The 18,672-nt window shown below is 46.4% G+C and carries 18 protein-coding genes and 2 pseudogenes; 7 read left to right on the plus strand and 13 right to left on the minus strand.

What is annotated here, in order from left to right:
- Positions 1-6: 6 nt before the first annotated feature.
- The 3 genes and pseudogenes from ACYZ97_RS07095 to ACYZ97_RS07105 form a co-directional block, all read right to left on the minus strand.
- Entirely contained in the window at positions 7-447 is a 441-nt protein-coding gene (locus ACYZ97_RS07095; protein ID WP_473300659.1) for a DMP19 family protein, read from the minus strand.
- A gap of 259 nt (positions 448-706) precedes the next feature.
- A pseudogene (locus tag ACYZ97_RS07100) lies at positions 707-1,213 on the minus strand (ATP-binding protein); the annotation flags it as partial.
- Positions 1,214-1,296: 83 nt separating this feature from the next.
- A pseudogene (locus ACYZ97_RS07105) lies at positions 1,297-2,248 on the minus strand (helicase HerA domain-containing protein); the annotation flags it as partial.
- A 241-nt stretch (positions 2,249-2,489) separates the two neighbouring features.
- Here ACYZ97_RS07105 and ACYZ97_RS07110 point away from each other — a divergent pair.
- Positions 2,490-3,119, plus strand: coding sequence for a 50S ribosomal protein L25/general stress protein Ctc (locus ACYZ97_RS07110; protein ID WP_473297754.1), 630 nt, complete (start codon positions 2,490-2,492; stop codon positions 3,117-3,119).
- Between the two features lie 56 nt (positions 3,120-3,175).
- Positions 3,176-3,874 carry an aminoacyl-tRNA hydrolase gene (gene pth / locus ACYZ97_RS07115; RefSeq protein WP_473297756.1) on the plus strand — a complete coding sequence of 233 codons (699 nt, stop codon included), beginning with the start codon at positions 3,176-3,178 and terminating at the stop codon, positions 3,872-3,874.
- A 9-nt stretch (positions 3,875-3,883) separates the two neighbouring features.
- Here the strand turns inward: pth and ACYZ97_RS07120 are convergent, their stop codons facing one another.
- Complete coding sequence (locus tag ACYZ97_RS07120) at positions 3,884-4,594, minus strand: hypothetical protein (RefSeq protein ID WP_473297758.1); 711 nt, start codon at positions 4,592-4,594, stop codon at positions 3,884-3,886.
- Positions 4,595-4,663: 69 nt separating this feature from the next.
- On the minus strand, positions 4,664-5,425 hold the full coding sequence (locus tag ACYZ97_RS07125; RefSeq protein ID WP_473297760.1) for a L,D-transpeptidase: 762 nt from the start codon (positions 5,423-5,425) through the stop codon (positions 4,664-4,666).
- Between the two features lie 228 nt (positions 5,426-5,653).
- On the opposite strand from ACYZ97_RS07125, the gene ychF reads away from it, so the two are divergent.
- A complete protein-coding gene (ychF, locus tag ACYZ97_RS07130) occupies positions 5,654-6,757 on the plus strand; it encodes a redox-regulated ATPase YchF (RefSeq protein WP_473297762.1) in 1,104 nt (367 codons plus the stop codon).
- Positions 6,758-6,921: 164 nt separating this feature from the next.
- Here the strand turns inward: ychF and ACYZ97_RS07135 are convergent, their stop codons facing one another.
- The 5 genes from ACYZ97_RS07135 to petA form a co-directional block, all read right to left on the minus strand.
- The gene (locus tag ACYZ97_RS07135) at positions 6,922-7,413 is read right to left on the minus strand and encodes a PRC-barrel domain-containing protein (protein WP_473297764.1); all 492 of its coding nucleotides are present in this window, start codon (positions 7,411-7,413) and stop codon (positions 6,922-6,924) included.
- A 70-nt stretch (positions 7,414-7,483) separates the two neighbouring features.
- Positions 7,484-8,035 (minus strand): adenine phosphoribosyltransferase, encoded by a 552-nt coding sequence (locus tag ACYZ97_RS07140; RefSeq protein WP_473297766.1) that lies wholly within the window; start codon positions 8,033-8,035, stop codon positions 7,484-7,486.
- The gene (locus tag ACYZ97_RS07145; protein WP_473297768.1) at positions 8,025-8,864 is read right to left on the minus strand and encodes a cytochrome c1; all 840 of its coding nucleotides are present in this window, start codon (positions 8,862-8,864) and stop codon (positions 8,025-8,027) included. Before ACYZ97_RS07145 ends, ACYZ97_RS07140 begins: the two co-directional genes overlap by 11 nt.
- Positions 8,858-10,117: a cytochrome b gene (locus tag ACYZ97_RS07150; protein WP_473297770.1), complete on the minus strand. Its 1,260-nt coding sequence runs from the start codon at positions 10,115-10,117 to the stop codon at positions 8,858-8,860. The genes ACYZ97_RS07145 and ACYZ97_RS07150 overlap by 7 nt, the downstream gene beginning before the upstream one ends.
- Positions 10,118-10,666 carry a ubiquinol-cytochrome c reductase iron-sulfur subunit gene (gene petA, locus ACYZ97_RS07155; RefSeq protein ID WP_473297772.1) on the minus strand — a complete coding sequence of 183 codons (549 nt, stop codon included), beginning with the start codon at positions 10,664-10,666 and terminating at the stop codon, positions 10,118-10,120.
- A 253-nt stretch (positions 10,667-10,919) separates the two neighbouring features.
- Here petA and ACYZ97_RS07160 point away from each other — a divergent pair, with 253 nt between their 5' ends.
- Positions 10,920-11,507, plus strand: a complete 588-nt coding sequence (locus tag ACYZ97_RS07160; protein WP_473297774.1) for a hypothetical protein — start codon at positions 10,920-10,922, stop codon at positions 11,505-11,507.
- A 171-nt stretch (positions 11,508-11,678) separates the two neighbouring features.
- Complete coding sequence (locus tag ACYZ97_RS07165) at positions 11,679-12,800, plus strand: hypothetical protein (protein WP_473297776.1); 1,122 nt, start codon at positions 11,679-11,681, stop codon at positions 12,798-12,800.
- A gap of 48 nt (positions 12,801-12,848) precedes the next feature.
- Here ACYZ97_RS07165 and ACYZ97_RS07170 read toward each other — a convergent pair whose 3' ends face one another.
- Positions 12,849-14,690 carry an ABC transporter ATP-binding protein gene (locus ACYZ97_RS07170; protein WP_473297778.1) on the minus strand — a complete coding sequence of 614 codons (1,842 nt, stop codon included), beginning with the start codon at positions 14,688-14,690 and terminating at the stop codon, positions 12,849-12,851.
- Positions 14,691-15,157: 467 nt separating this feature from the next.
- On the opposite strand from ACYZ97_RS07170, the gene ACYZ97_RS07175 reads away from it, so the two are divergent.
- Both ACYZ97_RS07175 and hemF read left to right on the plus strand, forming a co-directional pair.
- Entirely contained in the window at positions 15,158-15,619 is a 462-nt protein-coding gene (locus ACYZ97_RS07175) for a tRNA (cytidine(34)-2'-O)-methyltransferase (RefSeq protein ID WP_473297780.1), read from the plus strand.
- Between the two features lie 69 nt (positions 15,620-15,688).
- Positions 15,689-16,603, plus strand: coding sequence for an oxygen-dependent coproporphyrinogen oxidase (gene hemF, locus ACYZ97_RS07180; RefSeq protein WP_473300660.1), 915 nt, complete (start codon positions 15,689-15,691; stop codon positions 16,601-16,603).
- An 83-nt stretch (positions 16,604-16,686) separates the two neighbouring features.
- On the opposite strand, the gene ACYZ97_RS07185 is transcribed toward hemF, so the two are convergent.
- Both ACYZ97_RS07185 and ACYZ97_RS07190 read right to left on the minus strand, forming a co-directional pair.
- On the minus strand, positions 16,687-17,925 hold the full coding sequence (locus tag ACYZ97_RS07185; RefSeq protein WP_473297782.1) for a CCA tRNA nucleotidyltransferase: 1,239 nt from the start codon (positions 17,923-17,925) through the stop codon (positions 16,687-16,689).
- Positions 17,925-18,542, minus strand: a complete 618-nt coding sequence (locus ACYZ97_RS07190; protein ID WP_473297784.1) for a CoA pyrophosphatase — start codon at positions 18,540-18,542, stop codon at positions 17,925-17,927. The genes ACYZ97_RS07185 and ACYZ97_RS07190 overlap by 1 nt, the downstream gene beginning before the upstream one ends.
- Positions 18,543-18,672 lie beyond the last annotated feature (130 nt).

The raw sequence follows: 18,672 nt of genomic DNA on the forward strand, positions 1-18,672 counted from the left end.
CGCTTCTTAATCACCGCAAAACGCCTTAAGCTCTTTGCTTGTTCTTAGTTTGAAATCATTCAGTTCCGGCGTATTTGCAATCACATCAGAAATAGCCTGTAATAGATCTTTTGCTGTACCGAATTGCTCTGGTAAATAATCATCTTCTTTTGGCTGTCGCGGTGATAAAGAAGCAAAAACATCATCTGTTGTAGTTTCTCTGACCGCAGGGGGATTTCTGATGATCTTGACAATCCTATCAAATATTTGGGCCTTTTCATCCATCCCGCTATTATGAAGTGCCTCACTAACATGATCGGCAAAATAGAAATCATCAGAATTAATGAAACTGATAATGCCGTTGTTTCCGATTAGCTCTCTCTCCAAAAAAAGAAGCCATAAAATATTACGCTCTTCTATTGGCAGCGTTTCTATATAGGCAAGTGTTTCTTCGGCTACAGACTTCATACGTTGCAATGAGCGCTCATCATAATAAAAAACCCCAAAGCTTTTTACACCGGACCGATCCTTATCAGCCTTGTTCATTTCAGCCTTATAATAGCTGGCTGCCGTTCCCAATCTGCCAACGGTTTCATTGGCCCATAACTGAGCTGCCTGCGCATAATCATAAGACGAATGTTGACATATTTCGAGAGCGCTTCTTTGTACGTCCTGCGCTAAAGCGAAAGACAAGCTGGCATAGAATGCCAAGCCTAAACATAATAATCTATTCCGCTGCATCATGGGTAATCTCAATCTCATCCGGCGCATCAGGATTGCCGGGCGCTGTTTCCAATCCAAGATCAGGAAAAACAGCAATACGCTTGCCGGCAAAATCGGTACGGATAACAAGTAAGCCACGCTCTTCAAAATAGGTCAGAAGACGGCGCGCGCGGCCGAGCGAATGGGTGCCATAAAGTCGTGCCAGCGTTGCGTCGGACGGGCATGGCTTACCAGTTACCGCGGCTTGCGCGATATTGAGAAAAACCCCTTGCACATCATCCGTCAGACTTTCCGACAATTGCAATGCTTGCTGCCAGACTTCACCGGCAGCCGTATCTTCGTCAACCGCTGCCTGCGCAACTGCCAATTTGCGACGAAAAGCACTTAGATCCAGCGGCTCCCCGACAACACGATGAATACGGCAGCGCACTAAAAAATCTTGATAGAGTACAGCAACCGAACGATAAGCCGCTTCCGGATCTTCGACAATCTCACGCATAACCCGATCAAGCTGTGCATCACGTTCTTCAGTTGAAAATTGCTGAAAAAGTGATTGTTCTTCTTCCGGTGCATCACGCTTCTGATTCACCATCTCTTCCAAGATTTCATTGGTCGGCTTAGGAGGTGGAGGCGGTGGATTACGGCGCATCGGAGTTAAGATTTCTGTTGCCGACGGTGTGAAGATCAACTCATCCGCATCAATCGGCGCTTGTGGTAACGGCATCAATTTGGGACTGGTCGAACGTGCCGAGGTCTCGACATCGCCAATAACAATCGGCAAAGGACGGCGTGAAAGAGCCGGTCCCAAAGCAATAAAATGGCCACGCTCCAGATCACGGAACATTTCCGCCTGACGTCTTTCCATCCCTAACAGATCTGCTGCACGCGCCATATCAATATCAAGAAAGGTGCGTCCCATTAAAAAATTCGACGCTTCAGCCGCCACATTCTTGGCAAGCTTGGCCAAACGCTGGGTAGCAATCACGCCAGCAAGACCACGTTTACGGCCACGGCACATCAAATTGGTCATGGCACCAAGAGAAACCTTGCGCGCTTCATCCGAAACTTCACCGGCTGCGGCCGGCGCAAAAAGCTGCGCCTCGTCAACCACGACCAGCATCGGATACCAGTAATCACGTTCAGCATCAAATAATCCACCAAGAAAAGCAGCTGCAGCACGCATCTGCTGTTCGGTATCAAGCCCTTCAAGATTGAGCACAACCGAAACACGGTGCTGGCGGATACGACCGGCGATACGGGTCAATTCCTGCTCAGTGCGCTGAGCTTCAACCACAATATGGCCGAACCGGTCAGCCAATGTGACAAAATCTCCCTCCGGATCGATAATGCACTGCTGTACCCATTGGGCACTCTGTTCCAACAAACGGCGCAAAAGATGTGATTTTCCAGAACCGGAATTACCCTGCACAAGAAGGCGGGTTGCCAGCAATTCCTCAAGATCAAGCACAGCCGGCACTGAACGGCCAAGCGCACCAGCGCCCAAGCCTCCTTCAGAACCCGTCCCCATATTGATCTCGACCTTCATAAAACCCCCTTGCTGATTCTTGTAAGCCATTGCATAGCATTTCAAAGGCAGCTCTTGGGAAAATGATGTTTAATTCCCACAACTCTTGCATCTTGACATCATTTCCATTATGAAAACCCGTCCCGTGTAGACACCCTTGGAGGCAACATGGGGTGAAAGGCTTTAAACAGCCTTTCATATTCATCATTCAAGCATCAAGCCAAAGATGGTGGATCTCCAATAATTTTAAGGATTTAAAGCCATGAGTAAAACATACACACTCAAGGCCGAAGCACGCGAACGGGTTGGTAAGGGGTCCTCCCGTGAACTTCGCCGCAACGGTCTCATTCCTGCCGTCATCTATGGTGACAAGCAGACTCCCCTTGCTATCGCCCTTTCCTATAAGGACGTTTACTATAAGATTCACGGTGGCGGTTTCCGTACCACTGTAGCAACGATCGAACTCGGCTCTGAAAAAATTCAGGTATTGCCTAAGGATTATCAGCTTGATCCAGTTCGTGACTTCCCAATGCATGTCGACTTTTTACGCGTTACAGCCAAATCGGTTGTTCACGTCAATATTCCGGTCCACTTCCTCAATGAAGAAGCCGCTCCCGGTATCAAGCGCGGTGGCGTATTGAACGTTGTCCGTCACGAAGTCGAATTTACCGCACCGGCTACAGCCATTCCGGATGCCATTGAAGTGGATCTCACAGGTTATGAAATCGGTGATTCAATTCATGTTTCATCCGTCAAGTTGCCGGAAGGTGTGAAGCCTGTCATTCAGGATCGTGACTTTACAATTGCAACTATTGCAGCGCCTGCATCTCTACGTTCAGAAGACAATGAAGAAGCTGCTAGCGAAGAAGTAACTGAAGAAAAGTCTGAATAAAACAGACAACAAGGCGGGAAAGATTTTTTCCGCCTTTATTTACCGGAGGCAAAACCATGCTGCTTATTGCCGGTCTTGGTAATCCCGGACAGGAATACCTCAACAACCGCCACAATATCGGCTTTATGGCTGTCGATGAAATCCACCGTCGCCACTCCTTTTCCCTCTGGACTAAAAAATTTCAAGCGCATATTGCCGACGGACAGTTGAATGGTGAAAAGACCATTCTAATCAAACCGCAAACCTACATGAATCTTTCCGGTCAGGCGATTGGCGAAGCCATGCGCTTTTATAAAATTCCGCTTGAACAGCTTGTTGTGATTTATGATGAACTTGACCTGCCTGCTGGTAAACTCAAGGTAAAAACCGGTGGTGGCTCCGGTGGCCATAATGGAATCAAATCCATTGATGCCCATTGCGGCAAGGACTATCGGCGCATCCGCATCGGTATAGGCCATCCCGGCTCGAAAGAACTGGTCCACAACTATGTGCTCGGCAATTTTGCCAAGGCAGACACCGATTGGCTAACGCCTCTGCTTGGCGCCATTGCGGACAATGCAGCCATACTGACAGGCACAGATGATAGCAAATTCATGAATAAAGTAACACTGGCGCTTAGCGGCGGCGACCCACGCAAAGTCAAAGCCCCCAAGGCACAAAGCCATATCCGTCAGGCTCGCCCTTCAAGTAAACCTGACTTGCCGCAATCCGGCCCAATGGCCGACATGCTGAAAAAGCTATTCAGTAAAGAGTAACCCTGCTGGTCAATACTGTTTTTGGGTCTTACCGTCAAACTCATAGAGCATGCCCATATCATCAAAACGGATAAGCGGTTTTTTCTCAAGGGTTTCTTCGCTTTTCGATGTGATTTTTTCATCACTATCCATTTCTAAATAGCGGGCTTTTCCCTCAAGATAATCGTAATAATCTTCACGGCTTTCATGGGTCATACGGTGAAGTGATGAATAACTGATGCCAACCAAATAAAGTCCATCCTTTACCCAGGCAAAATTGGCATAAATTTGCTCTAATGACGATCCGAAGTTACCGGCGGTAATCACCGCCTGTCCTTCAATGATCTCAATGCCACCAGCGACAACACCGTCAAAGGCATCATTGGCATCTTCACCTTTTGCCGGAATCATTTCATGATTGCTGCCACCAAGGTGATACCCGTTAGCATCAGCAATAAGATAGGCAAGAATACGCTCATTGTTATCAAAGATCGTGCATTCATCACATCCCTCATTCTTGATAAAAGCTTGCGGATCTTGATCCCTGAAAACAACAAAAACATCTGCTTTGCCATCCCCATCCAAGTCACCTTCGGCTTTCATTTCAATACGCCAGCCTTTAGGCAAAAAATCTTCAACGCTCTTGCCAGACTTTCGTAAATCAGGCCACGGATAAGCTGCATCATCTGCTATAGCAGCGGTTGCAAAGAATGTCAGGATAATCAAAAATGCAATTCTCATATACATTTATCCAGCCCCTCTAAGTAAAAACAGCCCCCGCAGGGACTGTAGAATAATGATGTATGAATATCAATACAAACCGCTGCCGCGGCCACCCGAAGAGGGAGGCGTCGACGGTGCAGAAGCATTTTCAGCATAACCTTCACTTGCACCGCCACCATGCTGCAACACGACAACACGTGTCTCGTTAGGAACACGACCATATAAATCAATAACATCCTGATTGAGCATACGAACACAGCCGGACGAAACGGCACGGCCGATCGACCATGTTTCATGTGAGCCATGGATACGATAGAGCGTATCGCGACCATTGCGGAAAAGGTAAAGAGCGCGCGCACCTAAAGGATTATCTATTCCCGGCGCCATTCCCTGCCCCAAATGGCCATAACGTTCCGGATCACGTGCCATCATATCGGGTGTTGGTGTCCAGCGCGGCCACTGCCGTTTGAATTGTACCACAGCCTCGCCTTCAAGCGCCAAACCAGCCTTGCCAACACCAATACCATAACGCATAGCCTGGCCGCCCGGCAGCACAAGATAAAGAAAACGATTTTGCGTATCAACAACCAGTGTCCCAACTGGATACCCACCATCATAAGGCACAATCTGACGCCAATATTTGGGATTGATCTTACTCATATCGGCCGCTGGAATAACATAAGGTTCGTTTGTTACCGTACCATACATGGCGCGCACATCGGCAGGCACCTGCCAGCTTGGCGTTGGAGCCGACATAGGTTTAAGCGGCCTATTGTGCTGATTCTGCACACAACCTGCAAGAGCGAGTGGAGCTCCTATTAAAAAAGCGCGTCGCGACAAATAAGACATTTCAACTCCGAAGTAAGATATTCCAGTCTTTGCTATAATCTAAAGCTTGAGTTTGAGTTAACAGTAAATAGGGTATTTTTACGACATGCACAGACTTGATATATTTTCACTGCCGCGCTGTTGCCTTTTTACCATAGATTTTATGCTTGCAGACTGGCAATCGAACAGAAACATGCTATGAGAGACCAAACTCGAGCAACGTAAATTGAACAGAAAAAGAGAGACCCCATGGGTTTTAAATGTGGTATCGTCGGATTACCAAATGTCGGTAAATCCACCCTTTTCAACGCTTTGACCAAAACAGCGGCAGCACAAGCGGCCAATTATCCGTTTTGTACCATTGAACCCAACACCGGAGAAGTCGCCGTTCCGGACCCGCGCATGAAAAAGATTGCCGCCATTGCAGGCTCGAAAGAGATTATCCCGACCCGCATATCTTTTGTCGATATTGCCGGCCTTGTGCGGGGTGCTTCGAAAGGTGAAGGGCTGGGGAACCAGTTTTTAGCCAACATCCGCGAAGTCGATGCCATTGTGCATGTTCTTCGTTGTTTTGAAGATGAAGACATCACCCATGTCGAAGGCAAGATCGATCCGGTTTCGGATGCCGCCACTGTTGAAACAGAGCTGATGCTTTCCGATCTGGAAAGTCTTGAACGGCGTATTGTACAAATCCGCAAACGTGCCACCGGCAAGGACAAGGAAGCTTTAAGCGTACTGCCAATGATGGAAGCTGCCTTGAAACTCTTGCAAGATGGTAAGCCAGTACGCCTTCTATTAAAAGACATTGCGGCTGAAGACCGCATCATTCTTGATGGGCTCAATCTTCTAACTTCAAAACCGGTCCTCTATGTCTGCAATGTCGCAGAAGGCGATTCAGCAAACGGGAACGACTTCACCAAGGCCGTCGATAAGATGGCAGCCGACCAAGGCGCCGAAACAGTTATTATTTCTGCTGCCATCGAAGCCGAAGTTGCGCAATTACCGGATGAAGAAGCCGCTGAATATCTGGAAGCGATGGGCCTGCACGAACCCGGCCTTGATCGTTTGATCCGTGCCGGCTACCATCTGCTTGACCTTATCACCTATTTTACCTGCGGCCCCAAAGAAACCCGTGCATGGACTATCAAACGCGGCACCAAGGCCCCACAGGCCGCCGGTGTTATCCATTCCGACTTTGAACGCGGCTTTATCCGCGCCCAGACCATCGGTTTTGATGACTATGTTACATTGGGCGGTGAAGTAGCCGCCAAAGAAGCCGGCAAAGCACGCGATGAAGGCAAGGAATATGTTGTACAAGACGGCGATATCATGCTGTTTCGTCATAATACATAAGAGTATTTACACAGCGTTCATCTTGCACATCTTCAGCAAAACAAATGATGGTTTTGTTATGAAACCGAACCACAGAAGATTAAGTCTGCTAGGCTATTCAATACCAATAAAAAAGGCATAGAGATATATTTTCTATGCCTTTTTATTCGTCCTATCGCGATAAATTATAACGCCCAGCGACCTTCATATTTAAACTCAGGTGCCGCTTTCAGACTATCCTTGGTAGCATTAGTAACGATTTTCCATGTGTCGTTCTCATTGGTCATCTGGATTGTTTCGGGATCAATCACGACATAGCGCTCACCCATGCCCAAAAAACCACCGACTCCGATCACAATGCCTTCCACCTGATTATCACGGATAACAACATCCTTAATCTCACCGATTGTCTCACCCTGCATATTCTGGACATTTGAATTGATCAGGCTTGAAGCCACAAAGTCTGTCTGGGCAGGCGTGACATATTGAACTGCACGATCCATCGCACCATTGATCTTTTTGGTAGCTGAATTAACGGCATTTTTTGCACCGTTAATCGCATTATGCATTGTATCACCCGCTTTATGAGCCGGATCATTAGCCATGATTGCAGACTGGGCATAGGCACTGCCGGCCATCATGGTTGCAATAAATGTCGAGAGAATAAGTTTTTTCATAAGTACCTCCATTAATATCGAAGGCTAAATGATCAAATAGAATGATAGTTCCATATAAGAAGAAGAATTATTATATATGCTCTTCATAGGTTAGTAGCGTACGCACATCGACACCAAGCTTTTCAAGCTTTTCACGACCACCCAATCCTTGAAGATTGATCACAAAACAGGCACTGACAATATCAGCGTGCATTTGTTGTAAAAGTTCTGCCGCAGCAACTGCAGTACCGCCGGTTGCAATCAGATCGTCAATCAGCAGAATACGCTCATTAGGTGCAATTGCATCGCGATGCATTTCCATTTCATCAATGCCATATTCAAGACTATAGGCAATGCGCACCGTATCATAAGGAAGCTTACCTTTTTTACGAATCGGGACAAAACCTGCTCCCAATTGCTGTGCAACCGCGCCGCCAAGGATAAAACCACGAGCCTCAATCCCTGCTACTTTATCTATCTTTTCGTTTCGATAAGGCGCCACAAGCGATTCAATAGCAAGATGAAAAGCCGCAGCATCACCCAACATTGTCGTAATATCACGAAAGGTAATCCCCGACTTGGGATAATCTGCAATGGTACGGATTGACTGCTTCAAACAATTTTGATCAATCTCATTCATCATCTTGTCCTTGTACATCGCGCCAGATCTGCCTTTGAACGAAATAGGACAATCCCGCCAATAAAAAAAGAAATATCATAACTTGCAAACCGGTTTTTTTACGTGTTTCCATATGCGGGTCGGAAGTCCACATCAAAAAAGCGGCAACATCCTGCGCGTAATGTTCGACATCCATCGCCGTACCATCACTATACTGAACCAGCCCATCGCTAAGTGGCGGCATCATGGCCAGTATATTTCCCGATGCAAAATAAGGATTATAATAATTACCCTCGGCAACCGTGCCCCCTTCAGGAGCCTCTCCATAGCCGGTCAGCAAAGCAGCTATATAATCCGGCCCGGCGGTTGTATAATTGGTCAGCATATCACCTATAAAGCCGGGAAATGGCGAAGGGACAGCCCGTGCGCGTGCCATCAAGGACAAATCGGCGGGGATTGCACCATTATTAGCAAGTTCTGCCTGTTTGTCATTAGTATAAGGTGATGGAAAATAATCACTCGGCAGCGCAGGCTTCATGGTCATTTCACCATCCTGATCGGGACCTTTCAAAACCTCGAACTGCGCAGCAAAGTTTTTGATATCCTCCTGCGTGTATCCCAAAGCCGAAAGATCACGAAACGCAACATATTTAAGAGAGTGACAGGCTGCACATACTTCGCGATAAACTTGCAAACCACGCTGCAACTGGGCCTTGTCATAGGTGCCGAAAGGCCCTGAAAAAGACCAGACACGCTTTTCAGGCAGAATTTGCGCATCATTGACCTGATCCTGCGCAAGAGCAGGAACTGCCGTAAGCAATATGATAATAAAAAGAACGAGACGCTTTACCATAACCGCCCCTGCATTTTTTTGCGTTGGGCCAAATCGGCACTAATCGAAGCTGGAACGCCACGTATTTTTTCAAACCGCGGTAAAAGCGGCATAACAATAAAAAAGAAACAAAAATAATAAAGCGTCGCTATCTGCGCCCAAAATACACTTGTTCCGTCTACCGGCTGACTACCCAGCCAACCAAGCAAGACCACATCGCCGATAAAGGCCCAAAAAAAGATTTTATAGCTTGTGCGATACCGCGCCGAACGTACTTGCGAGCGATCTAACCACGGCACAAACAACCAGACCAAAACCGCAAGAGCAAGAACAATGACACCACCCAGTGTCGAAGAAATTGGCCCCATATCAAAATTAATCGCCCGTAGCATGGCATAAAAGGGCAGGAAATACCATTCCGGCACAATATGGGCAGATGTCTTGAATGGATCACCTTCAATGAAGTTGTCAGGATGGCCCATATAATCAGGCATATAGAACAGAAACCATGCAAAAAAGATCAAAAAGACCGAGATCGCAAAAATATCCTTGACCATTGCATAAGGTGTAAAAGGCACCGTCTCGCTCTTATCACGCACATCAAGACCAGTGGGATTATTCTGTCCCACCTGATGTACCGCCCATATATGTAAAACAACCAGAAAAGCCAGAACAAAAGGCAATAGATAATGCAAGGCAAAAAAACGGTTCAGCGTCGGCTGTCCAACATTATAGCCCCCCAACAATGTTTCATGCAGCCAGGAGCCGATCAAGGGGACGGCCTTAAAGAGACTGGAAATAACAGCTGCGCCGGATGTAGACATCATACCCCAGACCAGCACATAACCTAAAAAAGCTGTTGCCATCATGGTAAGATAAATCAGAATGCCAATAATCCAGACCAGCTCGCGTGGACGCTTGTGCGAACCATAATAAAGACCACGGGCTAAATGAATATAAGCAGCAATGAAGAAAAAGGACGAACCAACCGCATGCCAAGGCGCAAATAGCCAGCCAAACTGACCATCACGCACAAAACGCTCACGCGATGCAAATGCCAATACGCTATCGGGCACATAATGCATAGCCATGACAATGCCGGTCAGAACCTGACTAAGCAGCATCAAAGTTAATATGCCGCCAAATGTATAAAAATAATTGAGATTGCGCGGCACCGGAAAATCAACAACCAGGCCATGCAATAGGCGCGGCAAGGGAAGACGCTTGTCAAACCAGCGCGCAAGCCGACTCTTCGGGTGATAATTTGCAGCCATCTATCCGATCCTCAACAATGTATCGGACAAGAACTCATAAGGCGGAATAGCCAGATTTTCATTTGCCGGCCCTTTACGCACCCGTCCGGCTGTATCATAAAGCGAACCATGGCACGGACAGAACCAACCCTTATATTCGCCCTTCTGGCCCAACGGTACACAGCCCAGATGCGTACAAAGATTGATCACGATCAACCAGTTTTCGCGCCCCTCACCCGCAGAACGGAACAGGTCATTAGCTGTCGCATTGTCATCAAGATTGGCATTGCGCGCTTTTTTATCGTTCAATTGGTCAAGCGTTACGGCTTTTGCCGCTTCGATTTCTTCTTTTGTGCGATTGCGGATAACCACCGGTTGTCCTCGCCATTTTACCGTTACCGACATGCCTTCAACAATTGATGATAAATCCACTTCAAGTGCGGCGTCAGCATACACAGCAGCATCAGGACGCAATTGATCGATAAACGGCCATCCAAGTGCCGCAACACCGACGGCACCGGCAGCACCACTTGCCAAAAAAAGAAAATCACGTCGGTTTGTCTCAGTCATAATGCCGTCATTGTGTAGAAGAGAATATCTGTCTTTAACATGCGTCTCTTCTTTATCCAATGCCTATCTATGTCGCAAGGTAAGCGTAAAGCTTATGCCGTGATATGCAGGTATCAGCATCTTTAACAAATATAATCATAAAATATTTACTATTTAAAATAAACCTTCCTTAAAGTTTGCTTGCTAGGCTTTACCCAAACGTCTGGATCAATGGAAATTTTACCGGACAAAATGGATTATACCGAGGATGAATATGGTAGGCTCACCCACATCATGGCAAAAAGGTCAGGCTCCCAGCGTACAAGATGTCATCAATCTGGTTGAAGCCAAACGCAAATTCAAAGAAGCCGTTGCAGCCGATGACAAACCTTCAATGTCGGCAAAGACAGCTTCTACAGCAAAGCAAGCCGCGCCCAAAGTAAAAACAGCCCAAAAGAGCGAACCACCGAGTGAAGCTGAAAAACTGCAAAAACAGTTGCTTAATAAATTGGCTGAAAAAACCGGCGTCGACACCAGCGGCAAAAATACCGATGAAATCGGCAAGGCGGTTGAAGATATTCTATTACATATGAAAGAAACCCTGCCCGATGGGTATTCGGTCTGGATGAGCGAGACAGAAAAAGAATTTGGCCTCGACAAGGCCGGTATATCTCTTGACGATTCAATCAAGGCATTTATTGATCCCGAATCCGAAGAAGCGCGACAAGTAAAAGAAAACCTAGCCCATCTTGCGGATAAGCCCAACCAAGATCAAACGACAACAGACACGGCCGCACAAGATAGCGTCATTCAGGACCCCGTCATCGGTACTTATCAACCTAAAAACTATCCTTATCGTTAGACTGACGATATATCCCTTTTCAATGGGATTAGATAATTATTGATCTTCGCAATTTTCATGATACAATCTGTGGAAACCGCATGCAATGTTCTCTATGCATGTTTAGATATTTTTCCGCTTGATAGACATGATGGCTAGCTGAGTGGGCTGTATAAGCCACGAGGTCTCGTTATGTTGAGAACACCTCTTACCACAATGCAAAAAGTATCACTTGCCAGCATGCAGGAATTGTCCGAGCGCATGGAAACAAGACAAAAAGAAAAAAGCACTGTCAAAAAAATTATCGGCATAGAAAACAAAACGCCGGCACAAAAAACCAAAGACAGCAAATCAGCTCAAAATACTCTCGATAAAGCCACCGAAAAATTTACCGGTCCGGCCGCCTTTGATCATAGCCGTCTGAATGCAACCGAAATAAAAGCCCAGATGCTCATGCAACTGGCTGAAGAACTTGGCGTCAACACACGAGAAAAAAGCGACGCGGATATCGGAAAGTCGATTACCAATGCCTTACAGAAAATCCATGATAATGCTGGTGATGACGAATATCAGAACACAATCAAAAAGCTCGAGAAAAACCTCGGGCTTGATAGAATGGGCATATCGCTTGGCGACTTTATAAAGTCCTTCACCAACCCAGATTCAAAAGAAGCGCAAAGCATAAATGCTGTCTTTGAAAAAGCAGCTATAGATTATGCATTCACTGCCTATAAAGACCTTCATGCCTTACATACTGAAACCGAACAGGATATCGGCATTTATGCTCCTTCACCTTTTCTATCTGCTCCAAACACCGAAGAGAAAAACAAGTTACAGCCCGCTAAAAAGCAGGATATAACAACGGATAGCAATATAATCAATCGCGCTTTGTTAAACGAAGCATCTGATCAGGCAAGTCAGGATAAGCTAAATCTCTTGTTACAATCTGCCGATACAATAGGCGTTGAGACATATGAAAAAGACACGAAGGATATCGGCAAAGCAATACATGAAATTTTGATGCGCTTTAAATATGGCAGCGACAAAGGCGAATATGAGAGTATAAAAAAATCGCTTGAGGAAACGCTTGGACTGGACAAATTGGGAATATCTCTGGACGACTTTGTCAAATCTTTCACGGATCCCAATTCCCATGAAGCAAAAAAGGTCAATAGTGTTTTCGAAAAAATGGCAGCAAATGATTCAACCCGTGTCGATACATTATTACGCGACATGCAGATTTTACATGATACGGACTCCGGCCTATACCAGCCTTTAAATTTTCCATCAGGATTTAAAAGCCGCATCTATTGATGACATCACCAACCAATAAAAGCCCTTTGTAAGGGCTTTTATATCGTTTTATGCCGTTTCACCATCAAGATCGAGATGACCGCCAACCTGACGTTTCCACAAAGAGGCATAGATACCAGCTTTAGCAAGTAATTCCTCATGGGTGCCATCTTCAACAATCTTGCCTTTGTCCATAACAATCAACCGGTCCATTTCAGCAATGGTTGACAGACGATGGGCAATAGCCAGCACAGTCTTTCTCTGCATCAAACGGGTCAGATTTTCCTGAATAACGGCCTCCACCTCTGAATCCAGTGCCGATGTTGCTTCATCCAGAATAAGGATTGGTGCGTCTTTCAGCATAACACGAGCAATAGCAATACGCTGCCGCTGACCGCCAGAAAGACGTGCACCACGCTCACCCACATAGGCTTCATATCCTGTATTGCCCTTATGGTCGCGCAATCCGCTGATAAAATCTGCTGCTTGCGATTCCTGCACAGCCTTGAACAAATCTTCATCGGATGCATCAGGACGCCCATAAAGCACGTTGTCCTTTAACGAGCGATGTAAAAGTGCGGTATCCTGCGTTACCATACCGATATTGGCACGCAAAGATTCCTGTGTCACATCCGCAATATTATATCCGTCAATCAGAATACGGCCTTCTTCAACGTCATGGAACCGTAGCAACAGATTAACCAAAGTCGATTTACCAGCGCCCGAACGCCCAACAATACCGACCTTTTGCCCCGGCTTTATATCAAGATTCAAATTTTCCAAAACGCCATTCCCTTTGCCATAATGGAAAACCACATTCTCAAACCGGACATTACCTTGGCGGACAATCAGTTCTTTGGCATCTACCTTGTCCTCAACCATACGATCCTGTGCAATTGAATTCATGCCATCTTCAACAACGCCGATATTTTCAAATAAGGCCGACATTTCCCACATGATCCATTGAGCCATACCATTCAAGCGCAAAACAAGACCAATACCGGCGGCAACGGCACCAGCCGCAATTACTCCCTGAGACCACAAAAAAATACCAAGACCGCCAAGACCGAAAAGCAGCAAACAATTCACAAAATAGACACTGGCCGAAAACATCGAAATCAATCGCATCTGCACATAAACAGTATGCTGAAAACCTTCAAAACCTTCTCGTGCAAAACCTTCTTCACGTGCATTATGCGAAAAAAGTTTGACCGTTGCGATATTGGTATAGGAATCCACAATGCGACCAGTCATATCTGAACGGGCATCCGCCTGTTTTTCAGAAGCCTTCTGTACCTTCGGAATAAAATACGCCAGCAATCCGATATAGACAGCAAACCACGTCACAAACGGCAAAGTAAGCCGCCAGTCAGACATAGCCGCAATTAACAATGTACCGGCAAAATAGACAAGCACATAAACTAGAACATCGCAAAGCTTCATCACTGTTTCGCGTACAGATAAAGCTGTTTGCATCACTTTGGCCGAGATACGCCCTGAAAACTCATTCTGGAAATAGGACATAGATTGACCGAGCAGATAACGGTGCATCTGCCAGCGGATACGCATCGGATAATTACCAAGCAATGTCTGATGCATGACAAAATTATGCAAAGCAGAAACAATTGGCAATACGATCAGCACCATAGCGCCAATACCAAGCAATGTCAGCTTCTGCTCCTGCCAGAATGTAGTACGGTTATCTTCTTTAAGCCAATCGACAATTGAACCAAGAAAACCGAAAAGCGAAACTTCCATAATAGCAATTGCCGCTGTCAAAAGTGCCATAACACCAAGCCATAGCCAGACACCTTTGGTATAATGTAGACAAAAAGCAACCAATCCACGCGGCGGCCGTGATGGCGCCTCGGCAGGAAAAGCATTGATACGTCGTTCAAACCAAGAAAACATGGCTGATCTCCTGATCTATCTGCTGGAACAGATGACGCGTGCAAATGTTACAAACAGACAAATTTTGAATATGACCTGTAAAAACAGGCAACTGACTAAGCCTGAGTGAATAGGCAAGAATACCGGAAAAAACCGGTAAAGCGATAAGGTTTTAATTCATAGCTGTTATGAATTTAATACCAAAATGAACATTGAAATAAAAACAAGATCATAAATAACGATCTGGCGAACCCGCTTTTTTAAAGGTGTCTCAAGCTTTGACACCCGAAAAAAGGCGGCCCATGCGATCAATGACACTATAATGAATAATCATGATACCAACCTCCTTTCTCTCGTTTCAAGTTGGCTCCTTATAAGCGAACTCTTTCCAGAATTCCACCCATGATCTATGCGTTTTTGACAATACAGCTATTAAAACCGGAATGTCGGACTTTACAAACAAGGCATGACACGACTATTCGTTTTGTATGAGTCTTCACATTGCCCTTTTCCAACCTGACATTCCCGGTAACACCGGTACGATCTTACGTCTGGGTGCCTGTCTCGGCATCCACATCCATATCATCGAACCGGCAGGTTTCGATGTATCGGATCGCAATCTCAAACGTGCCGGTCTTGATTATCTCGAACTTGTCAATCTTACCCGCCATATTGACTGGCAAAGTTTTCTTGATTACATCCAGCAAAACAATCAACGGCTGCTGTTGTTGTCCACGAAAGCCGACAAACCCTATACACAATGCCAATATCGTGATGGCGATGTTATGCTGTTTGGTCGTGAATCCGCAGGCGTTCCCGATTATATCCTGCCACATATGGATGAAAAGCTGACCATTGTCATGCAGCCCCAAGCCCGCTCAATCAATCTGGCCCTCTCTGTTGCCATGGTTGCTGGCGAGGCCCTCAGACAAATAAAAAGCTTGCAATAACATTCTTTCAAACTTGCGCCTTTTTAGAATTCATCTAAAATTCAAAACATGAAAGATGAAATCATGACCATGAAAGCGCAAGATATACCGGTTGATATACCGGAAAATATTGATGAAAAGAAACACCGCGCTGAAATCTGGTTTCAGAATCTGCGCGACCGGATATGCCAAAGCTTTGAAGACCTCGAACGAGAAATGTCAGGACAATTGAGCGAATTTCCGGCGGGCCGTTTTCAGCGTACACCATGGACGAAGCCTGATGGACTGAATGGCGGCGGAGTCATGAGTATCATGCATGGTCGTGTTTTTGAAAAGGTCGGCATCCATACCTCGACCGTTTATGGCGAATTCTCACCAGAATTTCGAAGCCAGATACCCGGTGCCGAAGAGGACCCACGCTATTGGGCATCCGGCATATCATTGATCGCCCATCCTCAAAGCCCCCATGTCCCAACCGTTCATATGAATACACGTATGATGGTAACAAGCCGCCAATGGTTTGGCGGTGGTGCCGATCTCACACCGATGCTCGGCAGCCGTCGCACACAAAATGACCCCGACACCCAGACCTTCCACAAAGCCTTCCGCTTTGTTTGCAACAAACACGTAGACATTGTCGATTATGACCAACTGAAAAACTGGTGTGACGACTATTTTTTTCTCAAACACCGCAATGAACCGCGCGGCGTTGGCGGTGTATTTTATGACTGGTTACATTCACCCATGGAAAAAGGAGGATGGGAAGCCGATTTCAATTTTACCCGCGATATCGGGCGCACCTTTGCAGTTGTCTATCCTCATATCGTCCGGCAAAATTTCAATAAACCGTGGAATGCAGCAGAACGCGACGAACAATTGATCCAGCGCGGCCGTTATGCCGAATTCAACCTTCTTTATGATCGCGGAACGATTTTCGGCCTTAAAACTGGCGGCAATATTGAATCAATCCTGTCATCAATGCCGCCCGCCGTAAGGTGGCCTTAAAAACTTTACAATATTTTTCGACTATCATGACATATACAGCCTTGCAAACCACAAGGCCGTCCAATTGCGTCATGACTACACAGCTAAATCATTGCAAGCAGTTCTTCACGGCTCAATATAAAGCCGGACTCCAGCCATGTCTGCTCCAACTTTTTAAGCTGCTCGCCCAAGACGGGCCCCTTCTCGTAACCCCGTTCGATCAGATCCTGCCCTTTAAGCGGAAAAACCGGTATATCAGGGTTTTCAGCCACATCAATCAAATGGGCATAGCGGGCAAGATCAATCAATGCCTTGTCATCCTGCATAGCTTTGGCATGATAGCGGGCCAACGCCAGTTTCAAATGATCCAAAACAGGCGCCTGCCCCTCCCTATAGATTATGCCACGCAATGCCATATCTGAAATATCGGCACCAATGGTGCTAATTTTAGCCCAATCGATAAGGCGACAGGATTGGACATTGGATAATTTCAACCGCTCGGATAGCGCCTTCATACGCATGGCATCCACCGGAACAATCGCTTCCAATCGCAACAGGGGATCATGAGGCCAATGCCGTTCACGCTCGATTGCAACCAATGGATGGATTGTATCAATACCCCATTTCTCACTTTCCGGCAGGATGACACTCAAGACACCGCTCTGACGCATCCATAACAAAGCACGTGAAGGGTCTGGGGCCGCAAGCGTTTTATAAAGCTCGGACCATATACGTTCTGCCGACAAACCGGTCAGTCCGCTTTTATGGCGGGCACAAGCCTTAAGCCCTTCGGCATCGGGCCGCCCATTGCCATACCAAGCAAAAAAGCGGAAAAACCGCAAAATACGCAAATAATCTTCTTCTATGCGACGGTCGGCATCACCGATAAACCGTAAAAGCCTTTTTTCCAGATCATCCAAACCGTTGAAAAAATCGTAAATTTTGCCCTGTCCGTCCATGTAAAGGGCATTGATGGTAAAATCACGTCGCTCGGCATCCAGCACCCAATCACGTCCGAAAACCACTTTGGCATGACGGCCATCCGTCTCGATATCGGCGCGCAATGTCGTAACCTCAAAAGACAGGCCATCCTTGACTGCGGTTACCGTACCAAAATCAATACCCGTCGGAACAACCTTGAAACCGGCACTTTGCGCCCGTAATATCGTGACATCCGGCAGACTTGTCGTTGCAATATCAATATCGGATATAGGATGCTGCATCAAACTATTGCGCACCGCACCACCAACCACACGCGCCTCATCACCATCCACACAAAGCGCTGAAAGCAGGGTTTGCAGATGCGGCTCGTTGATCCAGCCAAAATCACTTGTCTTCTTCATTACGCATAAAGCCTTTCATAAAGCGCACGCAGCATACCCGCCGTAGCCCCCCATATATAATAATCATGATAGGAAATAGCGAAAAACTTGCGTCGCTCGCCTTGAATGTCCATGGCAATACGCTGATAGTTTTTAGGTTCCATAACAAAACCAAAAGGAACTTCGAAGACCTCGTCAACCTCATCACGGTTGATCTGTAAAGATGCTTCAGTCGCAACAATAGCAACAACCGGCGTCACCTCATAACCAGTACCGGTAAAATAAGGCGGCTGTTCACCAATAATTTCAACATGCCCCCTATGCAATCCAATCTCCTCATCGGCCTCGCGCAAGGCAGCCGCATGTGCATCTTTATCTACAGGATCAATCTTGCCACCTGGGAAGGCAATCTGTCCGGAATGTTTGCTAAGACGGGTTGATCGCCGTGTCAAAATAAGCGATGCACCCTCTTCATGTGCGCGTAAAGCTATGAGTACAGCTGCTTTTTTCCAGCTCTGTCGCTCATCGCGTGTACGCCCGACAGGCGGCAATAGATCACCCGTTTCATTTACAGATGCCGGACGCTGCGCCAGACGTTGGCGTACATCATCAAGTGAATAAAGAGGAAAATCGCTCAAGCGTATATCCGTTTCAGGTTTCTTGTGACAATTGATCATTTTTGTTGGTTTTCTGTTACAAGCCATGAAATGGTCATTCTTTCAATGACAAAATGTACTACAAAATGTAACGATAAAATGACGCCCTATA

The organism is Bartonella sp. bp_1, assembly GCF_055808085.1.

Excerpts from the sequence above, each read along its gene's own strand:
- ACYZ97_RS07095 (WP_473300659.1), bottom strand. The coding sequence starts at position 447 with ATGAAGTCTGTAGCCGAAGAAACACTTGCCTATATAGAAACGCTGCCA.
- ACYZ97_RS07110 (WP_473297754.1), top strand. The coding sequence starts at position 2,490 with ATGAGTAAAACATACACACTCAAGGCCGAAGCACGCGAACGGGTTGGT.
- pth (WP_473297756.1), top strand. The coding sequence starts at position 3,176 with ATGCTGCTTATTGCCGGTCTTGGTAATCCCGGACAGGAATACCTCAAC.
- ACYZ97_RS07120 (WP_473297758.1), bottom strand. The coding sequence starts at position 4,594 with ATGAGAATTGCATTTTTGATTATCCTGACATTCTTTGCAACCGCTGCT.
- ACYZ97_RS07125 (WP_473297760.1), bottom strand. The coding sequence starts at position 5,425 with ATGTCTTATTTGTCGCGACGCGCTTTTTTAATAGGAGCTCCACTCGCT.
- ychF (WP_473297762.1), top strand. The coding sequence starts at position 5,654 with ATGGGTTTTAAATGTGGTATCGTCGGATTACCAAATGTCGGTAAATCC.
- ACYZ97_RS07135 (WP_473297764.1), bottom strand. The coding sequence starts at position 7,413 with ATGAAAAAACTTATTCTCTCGACATTTATTGCAACCATGATGGCCGGC.
- ACYZ97_RS07140 (WP_473297766.1), bottom strand. The coding sequence starts at position 8,035 with ATGATGAATGAGATTGATCAAAATTGTTTGAAGCAGTCAATCCGTACC.
- ACYZ97_RS07145 (WP_473297768.1), bottom strand. The coding sequence starts at position 8,864 with ATGGTAAAGCGTCTCGTTCTTTTTATTATCATATTGCTTACGGCAGTT.
- ACYZ97_RS07150 (WP_473297770.1), bottom strand. The coding sequence starts at position 10,117 with ATGGCTGCAAATTATCACCCGAAGAGTCGGCTTGCGCGCTGGTTTGAC.
- petA (WP_473297772.1), bottom strand. The coding sequence starts at position 10,666 with ATGACTGAGACAAACCGACGTGATTTTCTTTTTTTGGCAAGTGGTGCT.
- ACYZ97_RS07160 (WP_473297774.1), top strand. The coding sequence starts at position 10,920 with ATGGTAGGCTCACCCACATCATGGCAAAAAGGTCAGGCTCCCAGCGTA.
- ACYZ97_RS07165 (WP_473297776.1), top strand. The coding sequence starts at position 11,679 with ATGTTGAGAACACCTCTTACCACAATGCAAAAAGTATCACTTGCCAGC.
- ACYZ97_RS07170 (WP_473297778.1), bottom strand. The coding sequence starts at position 14,690 with ATGTTTTCTTGGTTTGAACGACGTATCAATGCTTTTCCTGCCGAGGCG.
- ACYZ97_RS07175 (WP_473297780.1), top strand. The coding sequence starts at position 15,158 with ATGAGTCTTCACATTGCCCTTTTCCAACCTGACATTCCCGGTAACACC.
- hemF (WP_473300660.1), top strand. The coding sequence starts at position 15,689 with ATGAAAGCGCAAGATATACCGGTTGATATACCGGAAAATATTGATGAA.
- ACYZ97_RS07185 (WP_473297782.1), bottom strand. The coding sequence starts at position 17,925 with ATGAAGAAGACAAGTGATTTTGGCTGGATCAACGAGCCGCATCTGCAA.